The organism is Vibrio sp. Of7-15 (genome assembly GCF_022347565.1).
In the GTDB taxonomy this organism is placed as follows: Bacteria; Pseudomonadota; Gammaproteobacteria; order Enterobacterales; family Vibrionaceae; genus NORP241.
The window spans coordinates 86,144-106,284 of record NZ_JAKRGH010000015.1 but is presented as its reverse complement, the minus strand read 5'-3'; the positions used below and the strand labels follow the sequence as shown (position 1 = coordinate 106,284).

The following is a 20,141-nucleotide window of genomic DNA, read 5'->3' as shown; positions in this document are numbered from 1 at the left end:
ACTTAATATCCCATGAGTTTTAGCAGCTTCTCTGCGGTCTCAATGGCTTGTTGCCTGTTCGCAATATTCAATTTTTGGTACAGGTTACGAATGTGCGTTTTGATGGTGGTTGATGCTACATCCAGTTCTGACGCTATTTGCTCGTTACTGTATCCCGCATAAATTAACCCCAACACTTGCCATTCACGCTGAGTCAACGGGCTAGTACGGATAAGTTCTGGAATGTCAGGGTGATTAATGAGTTTTTCCACAAACGATTCATCGAAGTGAACGGAGCGAGAGCGCTCTTTACTCGACATTTCTTTGAGTAGTTGCTGGGCGCGGTGACGCTCAAGGTCTCCTAGTTGCTTTGAATCGAGCAGTGCTTGCAGTAACGGGGCGATTTCTTTGCCATCCACTAAGAAGTTACCCACCATCCCAGTATTATTAGTCAGTACGAGTGCTTCGGTGAGTTTGGCTAAAGCCGCGTCTTCGTTGCCTTGGTGGTGATGCAAAATGACCTCTAGGATCATATTACGGTTTTTGTCGGTGAGCAGGTTGAGATTTTCACACTCAGTTTGCATCATGGTGAGCAATTCGCTGGCTTGTTCATAGTGACCACAGATCAAACTGGCTCGAACAATATTACGCCACTGCAATTGTTGGAAGTGGTTACAGGCTCCGTCTGGTCTTTCCGCTTGTTCTAGCCAATGTTGAATGGCGTCAGTTTCATTGGTGGCTTGCCAGTACAATAACTGTGCAACGTGTGCGTTGGCCGTCCAATCGATGTGATAATCCGAACGATCCATTAATCCCTGGCAGAGTTCAAGGTAGCGCGCGGCTTTGTCTAACTCACCGCGGCTGATGGCAATTCTGGCCAGCATGGAGTAACAGGGTAAAAACTTCGTTTCATCGTAATGTGCCAGTACGTGTAAGCCTTTATGGGCACACTCTTCTGCTTCGTCCAAGCGGTTCCAGCACCATAAGATCTGAGCGCGAATACGGAGTAAAAATTCATGCAACGGCACTTGCTGCATATGTTGTTCTTCAATTAACTTAAAGGCTTGATCTTGCAAATCAAAAGCGGACTGAACATAGCCTTGTGCAATCAAAATTTCACTCTGTTGCAAAATGGCCCATAACGCTTGGTGATAAACGTGGTATTGGCGCGCCATCTTCTCGGTTTGTTGCATCATAGGCAGTGAACGGTTTAATTGGCCTAATACATGATGCACTTCACCCACAACCGAAGTCGCTACGATGCGGCTACGATATGTATTGGACTCAAGCTGACCTAACGCTTGCTCAGACAACTCTAACGCTTGCTGTGGATTGCTTTGGTTGATGGCCACTTGTGCTCGTAGGGCGTTAAATTCCCCTTGCAGGCTATCATCAAGCACAATATTTCTCTGTGTCAGTTCATGTTCTGTTTCTTTGAGTAATTCACCCACTTGGTTATAGCGATGCTGGCTTTGTGCTAACCAAGCTCTTAATAGCGCTAATCGCGGAGAAGTGAATAAGACATCTGCGTTCAGATCATCGATGGCGGCTTCTAATAGCGTCAATTCACCGTGGTGGAACAACATCCAGCCATAGTCAGATAAAATATCGGCAATCACCTGAGCATTTTTCGCTTTACGAGCATGAGCTAATGCTTGTTGTGGGCTGGATTGCTTTAGCCAAGCTCTAGCAGCGACGCAATGCAGTTGGTTTTCTTGATCTGGAATGGTGGTCTGACGCTGGTGATTTAAGAATTCAGCAAAAAGATTATGGAACCGGAACCAGTTTTGCGCCCCTTCTAAAGTATGCAAGAAAAGGCCAAATCGGTTTAATGATTCTAAACGGCTTAAAGCATCGGGCCTGCCAGTTAGCTCGGTCACTAATTCTGCATTGAAGGTATCTAGAATAGAGCACTGAGCTAAAAATTGCTGAGTTTCTGAATCTAGCTGATCGAACACCTCTTCGGCTAAGTAGTCCCATAAATGACCACGATTAAAATTGGCCATAGATTGCGCCGATTGAGCCAAAGAGTGTTGGTGTTGCTGAGCATGTAGGGCGATCAATTGCAATGCTGACGCCCAGCCTTCCACTTGAGAGCGGAGGTGATGCACCGTGTCTTGATCGACTTCTTCATGAATCCGTTGGGTAAAGAAGCGTTCGGTTTCGTCGTCGTCAAAGGCGAGTGAATCATTATCGATTTCGATTAATAAGTCACGCACACGTAAATTAGCAGTGCCAAGAGCAGGTTGAGTTCGGCTGGTTACGACAAGGGTGACGTTGTCTGGCATGTGTTTTAAGAAAAAGCGCATCCCTTCGTGAATATCGTCATTGGTGATTAAGTGATAATCATCAAGCACAACATAAAGCTCTTGGTGAAACGCATGTAGCTCACCAAATAATTCACTGAACAGGCTAGGTAAAGAAGCAAACTGGCGTCTTTCAGCCAGCGTTTGGGTATTTGGACAGGCGTTGTTGGTGCTTTTGTTAATGGCTTGAATGAGGTAATTCACAAACCGAAATGTGTCGTTGTCACTGTCATCAAGGCTGTACCAGCCCGTGTGTGGTTTTTCCGATAGCCATTGTGCTGCCATGGTGGTTTTACCATAGCCAGCAGGGGAGCGGAAAAGCACCAGTTTGTAGAAAGGCGCTTGTTGTAATGATTCTAATACACGCGGCCTTAAGATGGCGTTATGTAAACGTGCTGGACGAGTTAGTTTCGACGGTATCCACATAGTTTATATTCTTATTTTTAGTACAGCGTAGGTTGAGCACTTCGCTTCAAATTCAATCTTAAATTTATTTTTATAATATTTATGTATCTTATCTTGCTTGTTTCTCACAAAGCGTGGCCTTGATCTCGATCGTTACTTTAATCCCTTTTCTATCAGTTAAATGTGAACTCATCCCTGAAAGTGTGATGTCAATCTCCCTTTGAGTCTGAAATCTAGTGTTCGATCAAACTATTCACACATGTGTGACGAAAAATTAATACCCGTTCGTTATGTTGTTTGATATGCACTCATTTTATCCAGCTGAAATGTATTTGTTTTTAATGACGACGGATATTGATTTTAGAAGAGGCTCGAGCAGAGGCAAAAAGTGAGGTTAGTGTCACAGAGAGTTTGGAGGCTCACCCTCTAAATTATGACTGGCATCACAATGAGAGGGAGAATACACCCTCTACGCCCCTTCTCCTCCTCCCCAGTGCCGTACGAAATAGGATGATGTTTATTGGCGCACGACCATGCACGATAGATATCAGTCGGGAAAATTTTAAAAAAATAGTGAGAATCAGGCGATGAAACCTACTGCTCAGAACACATTCAACAAAGCTGCTTTCCAACAGGCGGTAAAAAAACACTTAACAACGACGTACGCAAACACGGAAGCTCAAGCCGATGCGCGTGCTTGGTATTTGGCAATGGGGCGTGCGCTTGCCGAGTTTACAACGGTTGATTTATTGGAAACTGAGCAGGATGAAAAAATCACTCAGAGCCGCAGTGTGAACTACCTTTCTCTTGAATTTCTGATTGGTCGTTTAACGGGTAACAACCTGATCAGCATGGGCTTATATGAGCAAGTGACAGAAGCGATGGAAGAGTTAGGCCATAACCTAACGGATCTATTGGAAGAAGAGCGCGATCCTGCTTTAGGTAATGGTGGTTTAGGTCGTTTAGCTGCGTGTTTTATGGATTCATTAGCGGCACAAGAATTCCCAGCGGTGGGGTACGGCCTTCACTATGAATACGGCTTGTTCCGTCAGTCTTTTGAAGCGGGCCGTCAAAAAGAAGCGCCAGATGCATGGCGTGGTGTTGAAGGTTATCCTTGGGAAGTTCAGCGTCCAGAGCTTTCTCAACAAGTGGGTTTCTACGGTCATGTGGAATCGTTTACAACGGAAAGTGGTGAAGAGAAACGCCGTTGGGTTCCGGGCATGGAAGTAGAAGGTGCTGCATGGGATTTACCAGTTGTTGGTTACCAAAGTAATACCGTTTACCCGCTGCGTTTGTGGGAATGTCGTGCGCCAATGCCTTTCAACTTAGGTCGTTTTAATGACGGCGATTACGTAGGGGCGCAGTACGCGAACCTTGAAGCGGGCAACGTGACTAAGGTTCTGTACCCGAACGACAACCACCTACAAGGTAAAGCTCTGCGTTTGATGCAGCAGTATTTCCACTGTGCATGTTCAGTGGCGGATATTCTAAAGCGTCACGAAAAATCAGGCCACCATATTGCTGATTTAGCTAAGTTTGAAACCATTCAGCTTAACGATACTCACCCAACAATCGCCATTCCTGAGTTAATGCGTATTCTACTGGATGACTACGGCTTTAGCTGGGAAGACGCATGGTCAATCAGTTCTAAAACCTTTGCGTACACTAACCATACTCTACTGCCAGAAGCATTAGAAACATGGAGTGAAGCGTTAATTTCTCAAATGTTGCCACGTCATATGGAGATCATTTTTGAAATCAACCATCGCTTCCTACAAGAGGTAGAAGCCAAGTGGCCAGGCGACATTGAAAAAATGCGTAAGCTTTCCATTATTCAAGAAGGCGAGCACCGCATGGTTCGTATGGCTAACCTGTGTGTGGCAAGTACCTACGCGGTAAACGGTGTAGCGGCTCTGCACTCGGCTTTGGTTAAGCGTGATCTGTTCCCTGAATTTAATGAGCTATACCCAAATCGTCTGCAAAACGTGACTAACGGGGTAACGCCTCGTCGTTGGTTGAAGTTCTGTAACCCAAGCTTATCGAGCCTGATCTCTGAAAAAATTGGTCATGATTGGCCAGCGGATCTGGATAAGTTACGTGGTATTGCGAAATACGCAGATGATGCGAAATTCCAACAAGATTTCATGGCGGTGAAGAAGCAAAATAAACAGCGTCTCGCCGATTGGGTTCAAGACAATCTAGATATTGAGCTGAATACGGACGCAATTTTTGATGTGCAGATTAAGCGCTTGCATGAATACAAACGTCAGCACCTGAACTTACTGCACATTTTGGCGCTGTATCATCGTTTAGTGAATGACCCAACATTCGATATGCACCCACGCGTGTTCTTCTTTGCAGCAAAAGCAGCCCCAGGTTACGAGCTAGCAAAAGAAATCATTTTCGCTATTAATAAAGTGGCGGACAAAGTGAATAACGATCCGCGTCTTAACGACAAGCTGAAAGTGGTGTTCTTGCCAGACTACCGTGTGAGCCTAGCGGAAATTATTATTCCTGCGGCGGATGTGTCTGAGCAAATTTCGACAGCGGGTAAAGAAGCGTCAGGTACGGGTAACATGAAGTTGGCCCTAAACGGTGCATTAACCGTGGGTACGATGGATGGCGCGAATGTTGAGATCCGTGAAGAAGTAGGGGATGAGAACATCTTTATCTTCGGCTTGTTGGTGGACGAAGTTGAGCAATTAAAAGCAGAAGGCTATCACCCTCGTAAGTACTACGAAGCGGATAGCTTATTAAAAGCGGCGCTGGATTTACTAGAAGGTGACGAGTTCACACCTGGCTACCCAGGTCAGCTGATTGCTACGCGCAAGAGCTTACTTGATGGTGGTGACCCATATTTAGTATTAGCGGATTTTGCAAGTTATGTGGAAGCTCAGCAACGCATTGACGACGCCTACCGTGATCAAAAAGGTTGGGCACGTATGGCTATTTTGAATACCGCGCTGGTGGGCAAGTTCAGCTCTGATCGCAGTATTCGTGATTACGTGAACAACATTTGGAAATTAGAAGCGGTAAACCGTTAATTTCCACCATTCAATAACGATTAAAACTACATAAATGGGAGGCGGTGCTAGGCCGCCTTCGGAGAAAGCGATGAAACACGATAACATACTAAAACAAGTCGCTGACATGGCAGGCATTGCCGACAGCTACGTGAGCGCTTGGGGCGACGAGGCAGCAGTAAGTGACGATACCATTCGTTATTTACTGAACTCTCTAGGGTACAACACGAAAAACGATGAGTCTCTGTTGGAGTCGGCATCTAAAAAGCACCGTAAGGATGTGTTAGCACCAGTTCAGGTAACCTGTGATGGTGATCCGATACACGTGCCTTTGTACTTGGGTGTGAGTGCTCGTGAAAGTGAATTCAGCTGGCACTTAGAGACTGAGCAAGGGGAAGTGATGGAAGGCTACCTTCAATCACAGCTTGTGAGTGACGATCGTGCTGATGGTGGTGCTTTAGTGTTTGCATTGCCTGAAAACTTGCCTTGGGGTTATCACAAGTTACAGATTTTCCGTAAGCGTCGTAAATCTCCTTATGTTATGACTTTAATCGTTACGCCTAAATCGTGTTTCAAGCAAGACGATATTTTAAATGAAAAGAAATTGTGGGGCCCAAGTGTTCAGCTTTATACCCTGCGTACCGCGCATAACTGGGGGATTGGTGACTTTGGTGATCTCAAACAGTTAGTGGGTGATGTGGCTGCTCGTGGTGGTGACTTTGTTGGCCTAAACCCTATCCACTCTTTATTCCCTGCGAACCCAGAAGGGGCAAGTCCTTATAGTCCATCGTCTCGTCGTTGGCTCAATATTCTGTATATTGACGTGAGCTCTGTTGCTGAGTTTGCCCAATCTACCGAGGCACAACAGCTTGTGGGTAGCGCAGAATTCCAACAGCGCTTAAATGCAGCGCGTGATGCTCACTGGGTGAACTACAGTGAAGTCTCTGAGCTGAAAATGAGTGTGTTGCCGCTGCTTTATAAAGAATTTAAGCAACGTCATTTAGATAAAAATACCGCTCGTGGTAAAGCGTTTAAAGAGTTTGTTCAGGTCGGTGGTGAGAGCCTGCTTCACCAAGCCGCTTTTGATGCTTTGCATAAATCTTTGCACGATGAAGATGCAAGTATGTGGGGCTGGCCAGTTTTCCCTGCTGAATTTAAACGCTTTGACAGCCCTGCGGTTAAGAACTTCATTAAAGAAAATGCCGATCAGGTTGAGCTGTACATGTATTTACAGTGGATTGCAGACGGTCAAATTAATGAAGTTCAGCTATTTGCAGAAGAAAAGGGCATGTCGGTTGGCCTGTACCGCGACCTCGCTGTTGGTGTGGCAGACAGTGGTTCAGAAACATGGGCTGATGATGGCATTCTTTGCCAAGATGTTAGCATTGGTGCGCCGCCAGATATTTTAGGTCCGCTTGGTCAGAACTGGGGGTTACCACCGCTGAATCCACAGCGACTAAAAGAAACGGCGTATGATGCCTTTATCCAGCTGCTTCGTGCCAACATGAAATATTGTGGTGCGCTGCGTATTGACCATGTCTTGGGCTTACTGCGCCTGTGGTGGATTCCAAAAGGAGAAGATGCCACTCAAGGTGCCTACATGTATTACCCAGTTGAAGACATGTTGGCCATTTTGGCTCTTGAAAGCCACCGTCATCAATGTTCTGTTATTGGTGAAGATTTGGGTACGGTGCCTGATGAGATTGTCACTTTGCTTGGCGATGCCGGTGTGCATTCTTACAAAGTGTTCTTCTTCGAAACCGCAGAAGATGGTGGATATTACTCACCACAGCATTACACCAACCAGTCTATGTCGGCTTTGTGTACTCATGATATGCCGACACTGCGTGGCTTCTGGCATTGTGAAGATTTAAAGATGGGCAAAGAATTAGGCCTTTATCCTGATAGTGAACAGCTACAAGAGTTGTTCGATTCTAGAGCAAAAAGCAAACAAGCCATCCTTGATAGTATTGCATGGCATGGTTACCTTCCTGAAGGAGTAGGACGCGATGCGGCATACGTGCCGATGGATCGTCATTTAAGTGAAGGGTTGCAGATGCATCTTGCTGCAGGATCGAGTACTCTATTGAGCTTACAGCTTGAAGATTGGCTAGAGATGGACAAGCCAGTCAACATCCCAGGCACGGTAGATGAATACCCTAACTGGCGTCGTAAGCTGTCGGCCTCGTTAGATGATCTATTTGGTCGCCAAGATGTCAATGACTTAACTCGTCGTCTTACTGAAGTACGAGCTCAGGCAAGTCAAAAATAAAATAACTATCAGGAGAGTTGCGTTGGACAAAGATGTCGTACGCAGTGAATTTGAAGAATACATGCAGCTTGAAAGGGCTGCATTTTCTGATCCTTTTTCATTTTTAGGTCCTCAATTCGGCTCTAAAGGCATTGCCCTTCGAGTATGGATTCCTGGCGCAGACAGCGTTGAAATCTTGCTTGATAACAATGAACGTATTGCTTTAGAGCGTGAATCAGAAAGTGGCTTTATTCTTAAAGGTTCTCAAAACTTCACCACTGCACATTATCGCTTAGCTATTAACTGGTCTGGTACGGAGCAGATCGTCGATGACCCCTATCAATATCACAATGTGATGCCAAGTGAAGAGGCGGTTCATACTCCGAAAAGCATGTATCACGAATTGGGTGCACAACTGGTGACCCTAGAGCGTGGTGGCCACCAAACCTCAGGTGTCCGTTTTATTGTTTACGCACCGCATGCCTCTGCCGCTAGTGTTATCGGGGATTTTAACCACTGGGATGGCCGTCGTCATCCGATGCAGCGCATTGACCATGGCTTATGGGGATTATTTATTCCTGATCTGAAAGCTGGATCGTCATATAAGTTTGAACTTAAAGGGCCGAGTGGGGAAGACTTACCCCATAAAGCGGATCCTTGGGGGTTCTACTCTGAGCAATACCCTTCCTTCTCTTCTATTGTGTACGATCACCGTACCTATCAATGGCAAGACAAAAAATGGCAGCAGCGCCCTGTAACCCGTAAAGACAAAGAAGCTCTGTCGTTTTATGAGTTACATGCAGGTTCATGGCGGAAGAATGATCAAGGTGAATTCCTTACCTATCGTGAGCTAGCGGATCAGCTGGTGCCTTATTTAACGGAAATGGGTTACACCCACGTTGAATTAATGCCGATTTCGGAGCATCCATTTTATGGTTCTTGGGGTTACCAAGTGATTGGTATGTTTGCGCCTACCAGCCGCTTTGGCAGCCCAGATGACTTTAAGTATTTCGTCGATCAGTGTCACCAAGCAGGACTTGGGGTGGTACTTGATTGGGTTCCAGCGCACTTCCCATCCGACAGCCATGGTTTGGCGAACTTTGATGGTACGCCACTGTTTAACGACCCTGATCCTCGTCGTGGTTGGCATCAAGACTGGAATAGTTTTATTTATGATTACGGCCGTGATCATGTCCGTCGTTTCCTAGTGGCTAATGCACTGTATTGGTTTGAGCAATTCCACATTGATGGTATTCGTGTGGATGCCGTCGCTTCCATGTTATATCTGGATTACTCACGTAGCCATGATCAATGGGTACCAAACCATGATGGTGGTAATGAAAACTACGATGCGATCAGCTTGCTGAAATGGATGAACGAAGAAGTGTATCGTCACTTTCCGAACGCCATCACGATCGCTGAAGAATCAACGGCTTTCCCGGGGGTGTCTAAACCAACGGATGTAGGCGGACTTGGATTTGGGTTTAAATGGAACATGGGCTGGATGCATGACAGCTTAAGTTATATCCAAGAAGACCCAATTCACCGTCGTTATCATCACGATACCATTACCTTCCCAATGGTGTATGCCTTCAGTGAAAACTACGTATTGTCGCTATCTCATGATGAAGTGGTGTATGGCAAAGGTTCTATTCTAAATAAAATGCCGGGTGATGAGTGGCAAAAAACCGCAAATATGCGAGCTTACATGGGATACATGTATGGTCAACCTGGTAAGAAACTGAATTTCATGGGCGCTGAGATTGCACAAAGTGCAGAGTGGGCACATGAAGGGCAGTTAGAATGGCACTGGTTGCAGTACTCTCGTCACCAAGGCATGCAAACGCTGATACGAGATTTAAATTGTTTGTATCGCGATGAACCTGCCATGCATGAGCGTGATTGTGAGCCGTCTGGTTTTGAATGGCGCTTACAAGATGAAAATGAGCTGAGTGTATTGGCCCATGAGCGGATCAGTGATAACGGGGAACGTATACTGGTGATCAGCAACTTTACACCAGCCCCTCGTGATGGTTTCCGTTTAGGTGTTCCCACTGCGGGTGAGTATCAACTTGTGTTGAATACCGATGCGGCGAAATACGATGGCAGCGATTACGACACGCCATCCAGAGCGCTAACAGAGAAAGTGGAAAGCCAAGGTTTGGATAATTCCTTGGTGGTGAATTTACCGCCGTTGTCGACGGTATTCTACAAACTGACGTAGTGATCAATACTCTTTGATCTTGAAAGGCCCAGTTTAGCGACTGGGCCTTTTATTTTCCTTGTCTACAGAAGAGTGAATAAGACGAGATTACTCCTCATTGGAAATTAATGTGAATCCTTCATCGAGCCAGCCTGTGATCCCACCTATCATTTTTTTCACGGGACGATTTAATTTCGCAAGCCTGATTGCAGCCTTCTCTGTGGCATTGCAGTGTGGGCCTGCGCAATACACCACAAATAACGTGTCGGCTGAGTAGTTCTCTAAGTTTTTAGAGTTAAGTTTTGAGTGTGGTAGGCTGATGGCTTGTTCGATGTGCCCTTTGGCAAACGCCTCATCGCCGCGTACATCAAGCAGGACAAAATCTTTACGGTGATTGGTCAGTGCGTGATGCACATCCCAACAGTCAGTTTCAAATTGTAAGAGCTGTTCAAAATGCGCGAGGGCATCGCTGCTGTTGGCGGCAGAAACTCTAGATACGGCAGATGACATAATGAAATCCTTTTCTTTGTTGTGATGAGTGGTTGGTATTACAGCGTTAAATGAAAAAAGGTGACACTGGCGCATAAGACAATTATCGTTAACTTTGAGCCAGAGATAGCTGAATTTGAGTACAGAATAAGGATATTCGATGAAACGTATTGCCATTTTAACTTACGACAATGCCGCTTTATTTGAACTAGGCTGTGCGGTTGAATTGTTTGCTTTACCAAGGCCAGAAATTGAAGACTGGTATCAAACACAAGTAGTTACGTTTGATGACTGTGCATTGGAGGTGACCGGTGGGGTGAAAATCATGGCGCAGCAAGTGAGTTCGCTAGATAATTATGACGTGGTCGTTATCCCTAGTTGGAGTACTCATAAAGCGGAAGTGTCGGCTAAGTTAAGAAAAGCCATGTTGGACTTTCATAAAGCAAAAAAGCGTATTTTATCGTTTTGTTCTGGTGCCTTTTTACTGGCAGAGCTTGGTTTATTAGATGGACGAAAAGCTACAACTCATTGGCGTTATGCTGCCCTGTTTTCAGAGCGATTCCCGCAGATTACTTTTGTCGATAATGTGTTGTACCTTTATGATGGCCAAATTGGATGCTCGGCTGGCAGTGCGGCGGCATTGGATCTGGGCATTGAAGTGATCAGGCAAGACTATGGTCATAAAGTTGCGAATAGTATTGCCCGTCGGCTGGTGGTTTCCTCACATCGTAAAGGGGGGCAATCACAATTCGTTGAAACCGTGGTGTCAGAGAGACCTAATAGCTTTTCAGAAGCGTTGGATTGGGCACTAGAAAGCTTATCGCAACCTATCGATGTTGGGCAGATGGCAGAGCGTGCCAACATGTCGAGAAGAACGTTTGATCGTAAATTTAAATTATCACTGAATATGAGCCCTAAAGAGTGGTTGACTCAGCAACGTTTAGCGCTCGCTAAACAAATGATAGAAGACACCCAGTACACGATTGAACAGGTTGCTACCTTTGCAGGTTTTGATAATGCAACAACCATGCGGCATCACTTTCGACGAGTGTTTGATGTTTCTCCGAGGCAGTATCGCGATCAATTTGGGAATCGATAGTGATCAGCCTTGATGAGTTGTGAATGGGCATGAGTCGCTGGAGCCAGTGAGGGCAATGTGGGCAAATGTTTTCTTTAAGTCACACTGTACAAACGCAGTGCTTTTGTTATTATCTTGCTCGGCCTGCAATACAGACCTATTTATATGCGACATTATGTTTTAGAAAACCTTCAATTCATCGGCGTTATCAGTCTGTGTCATGAAGTATTTCCTTCCCATAGTTAAACATTACATAAATAATTCTTTTGGGCTTTTTTCCGCATTTTTTGCGAATTATTTTTGAAAAAATTTAGGAGACACTCATGTCTAAAGCAACTGGTATCGTTAAGTGGTTCAACGAAGAGAAAGGTTTCGGTTTCATTACTCAAGATAACGGCGGTGCAGATGTATTCGTTCACTTCCGTGCTATCGCTTCTGAGGGTTTCAAAACTCTTGCAGAAGGCCAAAAAGTATCTTTCGAAGTAGAGCAAGGCCAAAAAGGTCTTCAAGCTGCTAACGTAGTTTCTCTATAATTCGAAGAACGACCTCTTCTTTAAAAATGCTGGCTAAGGCCGGCATTTTTTATGCTTGTTACATAGAGGCGTAGGTTTTTCTTGTGTAAATTTTTTTCTTCTCCCTTTTTTCTTCAACTTTCATTTTCTGTTATCGACAATTCAACCGTTAAATCATCGGTCAGTGCCGCAAGATTTTCTTGAACGTGTATCAATTCAATGTCGGGTAGCTCTAGCTCTAGGATAGCGACAAAGAGTTTAGGTTGGCTTTTAGTGATGGTCTCTAGCTTACTGATGTTAATGTTCATCGAGGCGAGTTTTGTCGCGATTTTGTTAATAATTCCGGGGCGCTCACTGCCTGTAATGGTGAGCTTGTGCTGTGCTTGGCATGAGCTTGGTTTATTGACTTCAACCAAGTGCATTTGGGATTCGGTTATGCTGGAGAGGGCGTCATACAAAGCTGCAACTTGAGAAGAAGGCACGCAGATATGTAAAATACCAGCATACTGACCAGAAAGGTTAGTCAGGCTGCTGGCATGCCATGTGCCTTTGTGTTGTAGCACGATGTGAGAAACGAGTTCAATAAGCCCTGGGCGGTCTTTTCCGGTTAGGGTGATCACCAATTGTTTCATGTTTAATCCTGCTATTCTCAACACCGTTATTGGTGATTAAGTATAGAAGGATTATATGCACACGCTCACTTGTTATGCGTTATTTTTCATTTAATCCACGCCACCAAGGGGCTGTGTGATTTTGTGCGAGTAACGCTTCTTTGTTTACTGTAAGCTGAGCGCCAATTTGTGGTGTCAATAGATTAACTTGGTGTTGTTTGGCAAGATCTCGAATGGTCTCTAGTGGGTCATACCAACGATGAAAAGCCAGATCAAAGGTCGAGTTATGGATTGGAAGCATCTGCTTACCTTTTAGATCTAAGTGCGCTTGCAGGCTTTGCTCTGGCATCATATGAACGCCGGGCCAACTTGGATCATAAGCGCCAGTTTCAATCATGGTGAGATCAAACGGCCCATACTTTTCACCGATCTGTTTAAAGCCATCGAAATACCCTGAATCACCACTAAAATAGAGGTTTTGATCTTGGCTTTTTATCACCCAAGATCCCCACAAGGTTTTATTCCCGTCACTCAGCCCTCGGCCAGAAAAGTGCTGGGTTGGCGTGAAAGCAAGGGTTACGCCATCCACGTTAGCCTCTTGCCACCAATCCATTGCAGTGATCTTGTTAGGATTAACTCCCCAATGTTGAAGATCGCCATCGACACCGAGAGGAACCCAAAAATGATCCACTTTATCGGCCAGTTTTTTGACGCTGCTTTTGTCTAAATGATCATAGTGATTATGAGAAATGATCACTCCTTTTAAAGGAGGAAGATCGTCAATGGAGATCGGTGCTTGGTGGAAGCGTTTTGGGCCAATAAAGCTAAATGGTGATGCACGATCCGCAAACACAGGATCGAGCAACCAGAAGTCACCATGCAGTTTTAATAGGATGCTGGAGTGGCCTAAGCGAAACACTTCCACCGTATTATCGGGCAGCTGGGCTAAGGTATCTGGTGTAATAGCAACAATCGGCATCTCCTGGGTTGGTGATGCATCGATTTTTTTCTCAAATAACCAGCGTTTGAGAATAGAAGAACTCTCTGAATTGCTTGGCTTGGTGATAATGCTTTGATTGTGAAACTTGCCTTGATGGAACTGTTTTGATTGCTCCATGGCATCAGTGTTTTCTGGAAGTGTGGCATTAATAGACGATAAAAACATACTGGCTCCAGTAATGGTTAAAGTGGTGGTAGCAAGAGCAATAAGCCATTTTTTCTTTCCCGCTTGTTTGCTGTTGGTGACATGAACAGGCGCGACTGGGGCTTGAGTGTGTTGCATGTTTTACCTCACTTCAGATTATGTTTATTTAAAGGCATTACAAATAAACTACACTGGGTAGTTTACATTCTGTTTTTGTGAAAAGTAAACTAGTTAGTGCACTTTTTTTTAAGAAGCGTACAATTTACGAGGTAGATGTAAGGAGCATTAAGTGTGAAATTATCTGAGCAAAAGCGGTTACAAATTTTATCGGCGGCTGAGAAAGCGTTTAGTGAACAAGGGCTTGATAGCACTAGCATGGACTATGTCGCTAAATTAGCTCAAGTGTCTAAACGAACGGTTTACAATCATTTTCCCAGTAAACAGGATTTGTTTCAGGCAATTTTGTCTGACATGATGAGAAAAATGGAACAAGTTGGTCAAGTTGCTTTTGATCCGAATAAAGAGATTCGAGGCCAACTACGGGAAATTGCAGAGCAAGAAGTGGCACTCCTCACATCTGATAATTTTATTCGCTTAGGTCGCACCGCGTTTATTCAAATGCTGAAAGACGCCAGTTTAGCGGCAAAATTAAGCTCAGAAGCCATTGGGTGTGAACAGCATTTAGCGTGCTTTATTCGTTCAGCTTGCGAATGTGGTGTGCTTGCTGTGGACGATCCAGACTTTGCCGGTAAGCAGTTTGTATATCATCTAAAGTCGTTTATTTTTTATCCTAAGCTGTATGGTTTTTCAGAGGTTCCAGAATCTGAGCAGCAAGACATGATAGAAAAAACACTGGATATGTTTTTAGCGCAATATTTGGCCGAGTAAATATAGCCACTTTGAACGGTTATTGGCTTTAAGAATGAAAAAAACGGCTCATGATAGAGCCGTTGAAAAGTGTATTTACTGAATGACTCAATAAATAAAATTACACTAATGGTTCTAAGTTCGCTGGACGGTAGTAAACCGATTTAAGTACTTTACCTTGACGAATTACCTTGTCTTTTAGCTCTACGTCTTGTGCACATTTAGCAATAATGAACTCACCTTTGGTGGTTGCCATTAGCTCAACACCTTGTTTGGCATAGTGAGCTTGAGTTTCTTCGTATTCCGCTTCGGTACGGCACACTTTACTCATGTTGCTTGAATGAACTTCATCCCAGCAAGCTACAAAGTTAATGTCGCAGTTTTTTGCCACATTAAGGAGCAGATCAATAAGGTAGCTAATGGCTAGGTTGTCGTTGATTTGTTTGTCGCCAAGGTGAACTAAACGGCCCATCAATACGTAGACAGAATCAACAATCGCGTCTGCTTGCTCGACTTTAGAATCAGCGACAGCAAGCTCAGTCATCTCTTCAATAGCCAGTGAAGTATGAAGCTGATCCATCTTTTCATTTAGCGACGCTGGATCTTCAATAGGAAGGTCGAAAGTTGAGCGGAATTGGCTAATGTCGCGGTATAAGTGGTCGTAAAGTGGTTGGTCTAAAACAGACAGCTTCATAAGTTTATTACCTTGTTAGTGCTAGGTTTGGTTTCAGCCCACGAGTGTAATCAAACCCAGCACTAAAAAGAAGGGTTATTCGTGCCAATATTGCAGACCGTATTTTTTTAGGATCTTTTCTAGTTCACCAGACTCTTTCAGTTGTTTCATTCCTTGGGAAAAAATCTCGGCGTATTCTTTGGATTTTTTATGTTGAGGAGAAAAGGCTACATAGATATGGCTACCTTTTCCTAAGTTGCCTGCGTATTTAAATTGATTATGCAGTGCCATGTCTTGGGTGGTGTGGGCGAAAACGTTCTTGTCTTCTACCAGTACATCGAGATGGTTATTGAGTAGTTTGCGGATGTTGGGTTCTAGCGCGTTTTGGCCGAGGGAGTAGTAGACGTTATTAGGGTTGCGTTTAACAAATTGGGTTAATGGGGAGTCATCGTAAGCGTAGTCCTTGATAAGGCCAATTCTCATTTTTGACAGAGAGTGAATATCAGAAAAACTCCACGAGCTATCTTTAGCCACGTAAAAGGCATCTTGACTGTAACCTAGCTCTTGTTCTGGAAAAATAAAATCGGGCGCATCAGCTTTTATGGCACCAATAATAGCGTTGTAGCTGCCTCGCCTAGTGGTATGAATGGCTCTGTTCCACGGCAGCACTGTATATTCAATAGTGTGATCATGTTTTTCAAAAATACGCTGAATCACTTCAATGCCATAACCTGGCTTTGATGAATCAGGAGTGCCATTGTAGGGATACCATTCATCAGCAACAATCGTGATGACATCGGCAGAGGTGATGGCACTAAAAAAAGTGAGCCAGAGAATGCACAGTAATCGAGCGCTTTTTTTATAGAGAGTGATCCAAATACGACTGTCCATGTAGTATTCCTTTGTACCTTGTTAACACCGATGTGATTGATTGTTGATTAGAGTTAATTTAAAACAATATGAATTAATATGCCTTACGTTGCAATGTGAATAATGCGTGATTTGTTTAAAACTGGTAAGACTCAACAGATATTTTGCACTATTATGTGAGCTTCATAAGTTGCAATAGCAGGAACACCGAATATGTCTACACCTCTCGATTCAACGTTGATCACAACTATTCAAAGCTACGATGCAGAAAAGCGTTTTAAGTATTTATTGAAAGAAGTTGTGGAGCACCGTCAAATTTGGATTCTGACGGATGAGCATGGCTGCGTTATGTTAAACACAGAAGATGAAGACTGTGTTCCAGTTTGGCCACATAAAGAGTTTGCTGAAGCGTGGGCGACAGGGGAGTGGGAAGCGTGTAAAGCGGAATCCATTTCGTTGAATAAGTGGCATAGCCGTTGGAGCCATGGTCTGGAAGATGATGAATTAGCGGTGGTGGTATTTCCAAATCAAGATGAGGAAGGCGTTGTCGTATTCCCTGATGAGTTTGATTTTGAATTAAAGCAACAAGCGAAAAAAAGCCGTTAAGCTTACTGTGTGGTAAGAAGCTCAGGAAGAGCGTGATGTGTTGCATTACGTGTGTGTCCTGAGCTTTTGTTATGCCTTTTTCTTCTTCTTTTTCTATTGTCCTTTCTTCTTTCTTTTTCTGCGTTAGTTACTATTAGTTGTGGATGGCAAGATGCCGCTCTATTTTTAGAACGATGGAACGTGATACCCACGGGTTCCAGATTTCTGAAAATGTCTTTAAGAAGTAACGGGCGGTTTCATCGGGGGCGTGGCGTCCTTTTTCTGCCCATGCAAGCAGCGAGCTCATGTCGTGTGCGGTGATGTTTACTTTACTCATAAAATCGCTAAGTACTGGCGCTCTTTGCTGAAACTGATATGAAATACCACTTGAAGCATCCGAAAGTGGATAACCTCCAGGGTAGGGGGCCTCACAATTTAATCTGGAATTACAAGTATGGCCTCGGTAGTTAAAGATGGGCATTTGCAGTTTCACCGTTTCTGGAAGCAGCCCAAGTAGTGATGCGGGCTCCCAGTAATAAAAAACAAAGGGAGTTTGGTTTTTGAAGTACTCTAAAATGATCTCACGTTGCTCTACGCCAGATGCCGGGTTAACGGAGTGGAAGTTGCTATGTAATTGTAATGCCGCCAATAGGTTATAGTTAATGGTGGCGCACTTCCAATAGCTAGGACAACTAACAAAAATGCCTTTATTGTTTTCAGATTTCAAGGTAAAAACCTGAGTATGTGCGCTGAGATCGGTGACTTTAGTCAGCGTGGGGTAGTGATCTTGGACATATTTAGGAATGTACCAGCCTTCTTCTGCTCCGGGGTATACATTGCGTAATATGACGAGTATTTTTTCTTTATCTAATTCAATGAGCTCTTCACTATAATTGCTCAGCCACACTTCCGGAACAATATCGATTTTCCTTTGGTGTAAGGTAGCAATGAAATCAGCATTGCTGTCGGCGACTTTCACGTTGACAGAACACTCGAAACCCAGCTCAATGATTTGTTTTATGATGGCAGTTAGAATTTGGCTTGATTCCCAATCAAACCCCAGTATGTTCACTGGCTTGTCTTTGGAGCAATCAGCTAACGCATTGAAGGAAAACAATGATAGGAGCAGAATGAACATTTTCATGCTTTGTTCCTCAGTACTGACCGCTGGAAATACCTAGAGAAAGTCGAGTGATTATGATGATCTTGTACTCAAAGCATAGTTGACGTTGCACCTCAGTTTATAAAACTCGTTGATAATACCGCCTTAACTTGATGTATAAAGGCCAAGGTTTGAACGAGTTTCAAGCCTTGGCCTGTAGCAACGAAATACCTCAGACAGATGGGTTACACTAAGCTTGCCAGCATCTCATCTGAGTAATTTACTAGTTCTTTGCCTTCTCTAACTTTGGCGATGTAGTCTGGATTAGCAATGAACGGGCGGCCTATTGCCAGCAAATCAAACTTGTTTGTTTCGATGGCGTCACTGCCCGTTTCAGCGGTGTAGCCGCCTACTCCTACCAGTGTGTTGTTATAGTTTGCACGAACATAGCTAGATGCAGTACCACCGAGGTAATCAAATTCTAAGCTGTCATCAAAAATACCGATATGGAGGAATGCCAAGTCGCGTTTTTCCAATTCAGTTAGTAGGTGATCAAATACGCCTCTGTCACGCTCATCACCTTCCATGTTCACATAGGCTCCAGGGCTAACACGAAGCGCTGTTCTGTCGTTGCCAATGCGATCGACGACAGCATCGACGACTTCAAGAGCAAAACGGGCCATATTCTGTTCACTTCCACCGTATTCATCGGTTCGGTGGTTACTGTCGTGGTGTAGGAATTGATCGATCAGGTAGCCATTGGCTCCATGGATCTCCACCCCATCAAATCCTGCATCGATGGCGTTCGCGGCTGTTTGAGAAAAGTCTTGAACAAGCTGTGCGATTTCTTCATGAGTCAGCGGTTTTGGAACTTGGTAGCTTAGTTCACGCATACGAGGTACTGAGCCATCTACTTTTACTGCCGAAGGTGCCAAAACATCACCACCACCGAAAAAGTGTGGGTGAGAGACACGGCCTGTATGCCATATTTGAGCAAAAATTTTACCGCCATTGTTATGCACGGCATCGGTCACTTTACGCCAGCCTGTAATTTGTTCTGGTGTAAATAACCCTGGTGTATTTGGGTAACCCTGACCATCTTGTCGGATCAATATGGCTTCTGAAATGATCAAACCAGCCTCTGCCCTACGACCATAATAATCAGCCATGGCTTGGGTTGGCACCAGATTATCATCCGCCATGCAGCGAGTGAGTGGGGCCATTAAGATACGGTTGTTTAAAGTGATGGTGTTATTCAGCTCGTAAGGTTGCAGTAGGTTCGTTGTCATGCTCAGATCTCTTATTTGAATGTTTGTTCAATATTAAGATGCACTTATTTGAACGATCATTCAAGTACTATTTTGAACAGATATTCAAAATTGAGTACAATAAAAAAAGAGATAGCAAATGAGTAAGCCACTAATGAGAAACGCAGAGTTTGATAGAGAAACCGTTTTAAGGTCCGCCATGACGGCTTTTATGCATAAGGGATATGCAAAAACCAGTATGCAAGATTTAACGAAAGCCACCGGATTGCACCCCGGCTCTATTTACTGTGCTTTTGATAATAAACGTGGGTTATTATTGGCAGCATTAGAGCAATACAAACAAGATCGAAATGCAGAGTTTGAGGGATTCTTTTCTGGGGCAAAACCTGTCTTAACTGAGCTAAAAAACTATCTTGATAACATTGTTTGTGAGTGTGTTAGCGGGGATGCAGCAAAAGCCTGCTTACTGACAAAAGCTTTAAATGAAATGGCGCAGCAAGATGATGAAGTACAAAACATTATCACCGCAAATTTAGCCAACTGGCAGCAAGCTTTAACGGATAAATTTGAGCAAGCAAAACAATCTGGTGAATTGGTAACAGTGAGAGAAAGTGAGGACTTAGCACGTTTTTTGGTGATGGGAATTTATGGTTTAAGAACTTTTGCTCATACCCATCCAGAAGCGAAAACCTTGCAGCAATTGGCTGATCAGCTATATCGAGATTTATGCGCGTAAGAAGGTGGTTGTGTAGGATTAAGTGATCGAGTGGGGCAT

General features: G+C 44.2%; 16 protein-coding genes. 8 read left to right on the top strand and 8 right to left on the bottom strand.

Annotated elements, in window-relative coordinates; translation table 11 throughout:
- Positions 1 to 2: 2 nt before the first annotated feature.
- Entirely contained in the window at positions 3 to 2,711 is a 2,709-nt protein-coding gene (gene malT / locus MHO82_RS15805) for an HTH-type transcriptional regulator MalT (RefSeq protein WP_239185165.1), read from the bottom strand.
- 566 nt (positions 2,712 to 3,277) lie between these two features.
- On the opposite strand from malT, the gene MHO82_RS15800 reads away from it, so the two are divergent.
- The 3 genes from MHO82_RS15800 to glgB all read left to right on the top strand — a co-directional run bounded on the left by MHO82_RS15800 (position 3,278) and on the right by glgB (position 10,188).
- On the top strand, positions 3,278 to 5,734 hold the full coding sequence (locus tag MHO82_RS15800; protein WP_239185163.1) for a glycogen/starch/alpha-glucan phosphorylase: 2,457 nt from the start codon (positions 3,278 to 3,280) through the stop codon (positions 5,732 to 5,734).
- Positions 5,735 to 5,804: 70 nt separating this feature from the next.
- A complete protein-coding gene (gene malQ / locus MHO82_RS15795) occupies positions 5,805 to 7,985 on the top strand; it encodes a 4-alpha-glucanotransferase (RefSeq protein WP_239185161.1) in 2,181 nt (726 codons plus the stop codon).
- Positions 7,986 to 8,046: 61 nt separating this feature from the next.
- Positions 8,047 to 10,188 (top strand): 1,4-alpha-glucan branching protein GlgB, encoded by a 2,142-nt coding sequence (gene glgB, locus MHO82_RS15790; RefSeq protein WP_239185193.1) that lies wholly within the window; start codon positions 8,047 to 8,049, stop codon positions 10,186 to 10,188.
- An 87-nt stretch (positions 10,189 to 10,275) separates the two neighbouring features.
- Here glgB and MHO82_RS15785 read toward each other — a convergent pair whose 3' ends face one another.
- Positions 10,276 to 10,677 (bottom strand): rhodanese-like domain-containing protein, encoded by a 402-nt coding sequence (locus MHO82_RS15785; protein ID WP_239185159.1) that lies wholly within the window; start codon positions 10,675 to 10,677, stop codon positions 10,276 to 10,278.
- Positions 10,678 to 10,816: 139 nt separating this feature from the next.
- Here MHO82_RS15785 and MHO82_RS15780 point away from each other — a divergent pair, with 139 nt between their 5' ends.
- The gene (locus MHO82_RS15780) at positions 10,817 to 11,755 is read left to right on the top strand and encodes a helix-turn-helix domain-containing protein (RefSeq protein ID WP_239185157.1); all 939 of its coding nucleotides are present in this window, start codon (positions 10,817 to 10,819) and stop codon (positions 11,753 to 11,755) included.
- A 302-nt stretch (positions 11,756 to 12,057) separates the two neighbouring features.
- Entirely contained in the window at positions 12,058 to 12,267 is a 210-nt protein-coding gene (locus MHO82_RS15775; protein WP_239185155.1) for a cold-shock protein, read from the top strand.
- Positions 12,268 to 12,380: 113 nt separating this feature from the next.
- Here MHO82_RS15775 and MHO82_RS15770 read toward each other — a convergent pair whose 3' ends face one another.
- Positions 12,381 to 12,878 carry an ACT domain-containing protein gene (locus MHO82_RS15770; protein ID WP_239185153.1) on the bottom strand — a complete coding sequence of 166 codons (498 nt, stop codon included), beginning with the start codon at positions 12,876 to 12,878 and terminating at the stop codon, positions 12,381 to 12,383.
- 79 nt (positions 12,879 to 12,957) lie between these two features.
- Complete coding sequence (locus MHO82_RS15765; RefSeq protein ID WP_239185151.1) at positions 12,958 to 14,139, bottom strand: MBL fold metallo-hydrolase; 1,182 nt, start codon at positions 14,137 to 14,139, stop codon at positions 12,958 to 12,960.
- A 153-nt stretch (positions 14,140 to 14,292) separates the two neighbouring features.
- On the opposite strand from MHO82_RS15765, the gene MHO82_RS15760 reads away from it, so the two are divergent.
- Complete coding sequence (locus MHO82_RS15760; RefSeq protein WP_239185149.1) at positions 14,293 to 14,889, top strand: TetR/AcrR family transcriptional regulator; 597 nt, start codon at positions 14,293 to 14,295, stop codon at positions 14,887 to 14,889.
- Positions 14,890 to 14,989: 100 nt separating this feature from the next.
- Here MHO82_RS15760 and MHO82_RS15755 read toward each other — a convergent pair whose 3' ends face one another.
- Positions 14,990 to 15,562, bottom strand: coding sequence for a nucleoside triphosphate pyrophosphohydrolase family protein (locus MHO82_RS15755; RefSeq protein WP_239185147.1), 573 nt, complete (start codon positions 15,560 to 15,562; stop codon positions 14,990 to 14,992).
- A 75-nt stretch (positions 15,563 to 15,637) separates the two neighbouring features.
- Complete coding sequence (locus MHO82_RS15750) at positions 15,638 to 16,432, bottom strand: transporter substrate-binding domain-containing protein (protein WP_239185145.1); 795 nt, start codon at positions 16,430 to 16,432, stop codon at positions 15,638 to 15,640.
- Between the two features lie 192 nt (positions 16,433 to 16,624).
- Between MHO82_RS15750 and MHO82_RS15745 the strand changes: the two genes are divergently transcribed.
- On the top strand, positions 16,625 to 17,017 hold the full coding sequence (locus MHO82_RS15745; RefSeq protein WP_239185143.1) for a DUF2750 domain-containing protein: 393 nt from the start codon (positions 16,625 to 16,627) through the stop codon (positions 17,015 to 17,017).
- A gap of 133 nt (positions 17,018 to 17,150) precedes the next feature.
- Here the strand turns inward: MHO82_RS15745 and MHO82_RS15740 are convergent, their stop codons facing one another.
- Together MHO82_RS15740 and MHO82_RS15735 are read right to left on the bottom strand one after the other, a co-directional pair.
- Entirely contained in the window at positions 17,151 to 18,140 is a 990-nt protein-coding gene (locus tag MHO82_RS15740) for a glycine betaine ABC transporter substrate-binding protein (protein WP_239185141.1), read from the bottom strand.
- A 203-nt stretch (positions 18,141 to 18,343) separates the two neighbouring features.
- On the bottom strand, positions 18,344 to 19,387 hold the full coding sequence (locus tag MHO82_RS15735; protein WP_239185139.1) for an alkene reductase: 1,044 nt from the start codon (positions 19,385 to 19,387) through the stop codon (positions 18,344 to 18,346).
- A 133-nt stretch (positions 19,388 to 19,520) separates the two neighbouring features.
- Between MHO82_RS15735 and MHO82_RS15730 the strand changes: the two genes are divergently transcribed.
- Positions 19,521 to 20,102 carry a TetR/AcrR family transcriptional regulator gene (locus MHO82_RS15730; RefSeq protein WP_239185191.1) on the top strand — a complete coding sequence of 194 codons (582 nt, stop codon included), beginning with the start codon at positions 19,521 to 19,523 and terminating at the stop codon, positions 20,100 to 20,102.
- Positions 20,103 to 20,141 lie beyond the last annotated feature (39 nt).

Coding starts and splice junctions, on each gene's coding strand:
- MHO82_RS15735 (WP_239185139.1), bottom strand. CDS start 19,387: ATGACAACGAACCTACTGCAACCTTACGAGCTGAATAACACCATCACT.
- MHO82_RS15750 (WP_239185145.1), bottom strand. CDS start 16,432: ATGGACAGTCGTATTTGGATCACTCTCTATAAAAAAAGCGCTCGATTA.
- MHO82_RS15800 (WP_239185163.1), top strand. CDS start 3,278: ATGAAACCTACTGCTCAGAACACATTCAACAAAGCTGCTTTCCAACAG.
- MHO82_RS15765 (WP_239185151.1), bottom strand. CDS start 14,139: ATGCAACACACTCAAGCCCCAGTCGCGCCTGTTCATGTCACCAACAGC.
- MHO82_RS15740 (WP_239185141.1), bottom strand. CDS start 18,140: ATGAAAATGTTCATTCTGCTCCTATCATTGTTTTCCTTCAATGCGTTA.
- MHO82_RS15775 (WP_239185155.1), top strand. CDS start 12,058: ATGTCTAAAGCAACTGGTATCGTTAAGTGGTTCAACGAAGAGAAAGGT.
- MHO82_RS15770 (WP_239185153.1), bottom strand. CDS start 12,878: ATGAAACAATTGGTGATCACCCTAACCGGAAAAGACCGCCCAGGGCTT.
- MHO82_RS15745 (WP_239185143.1), top strand. CDS start 16,625: ATGTCTACACCTCTCGATTCAACGTTGATCACAACTATTCAAAGCTAC.
- glgB (WP_239185193.1), top strand. CDS start 8,047: ATGCAGCTTGAAAGGGCTGCATTTTCTGATCCTTTTTCATTTTTAGGT.
- MHO82_RS15785 (WP_239185159.1), bottom strand. CDS start 10,677: ATGTCATCTGCCGTATCTAGAGTTTCTGCCGCCAACAGCAGCGATGCC.
- MHO82_RS15780 (WP_239185157.1), top strand. CDS start 10,817: ATGAAACGTATTGCCATTTTAACTTACGACAATGCCGCTTTATTTGAA.
- MHO82_RS15755 (WP_239185147.1), bottom strand. CDS start 15,562: ATGAAGCTGTCTGTTTTAGACCAACCACTTTACGACCACTTATACCGC.
- MHO82_RS15730 (WP_239185191.1), top strand. CDS start 19,521: ATGAGAAACGCAGAGTTTGATAGAGAAACCGTTTTAAGGTCCGCCATG.
- malT (WP_239185165.1), bottom strand. CDS start 2,711: ATGTGGATACCGTCGAAACTAACTCGTCCAGCACGTTTACATAACGCC.
- malQ (WP_239185161.1), top strand. CDS start 5,805: ATGAAACACGATAACATACTAAAACAAGTCGCTGACATGGCAGGCATT.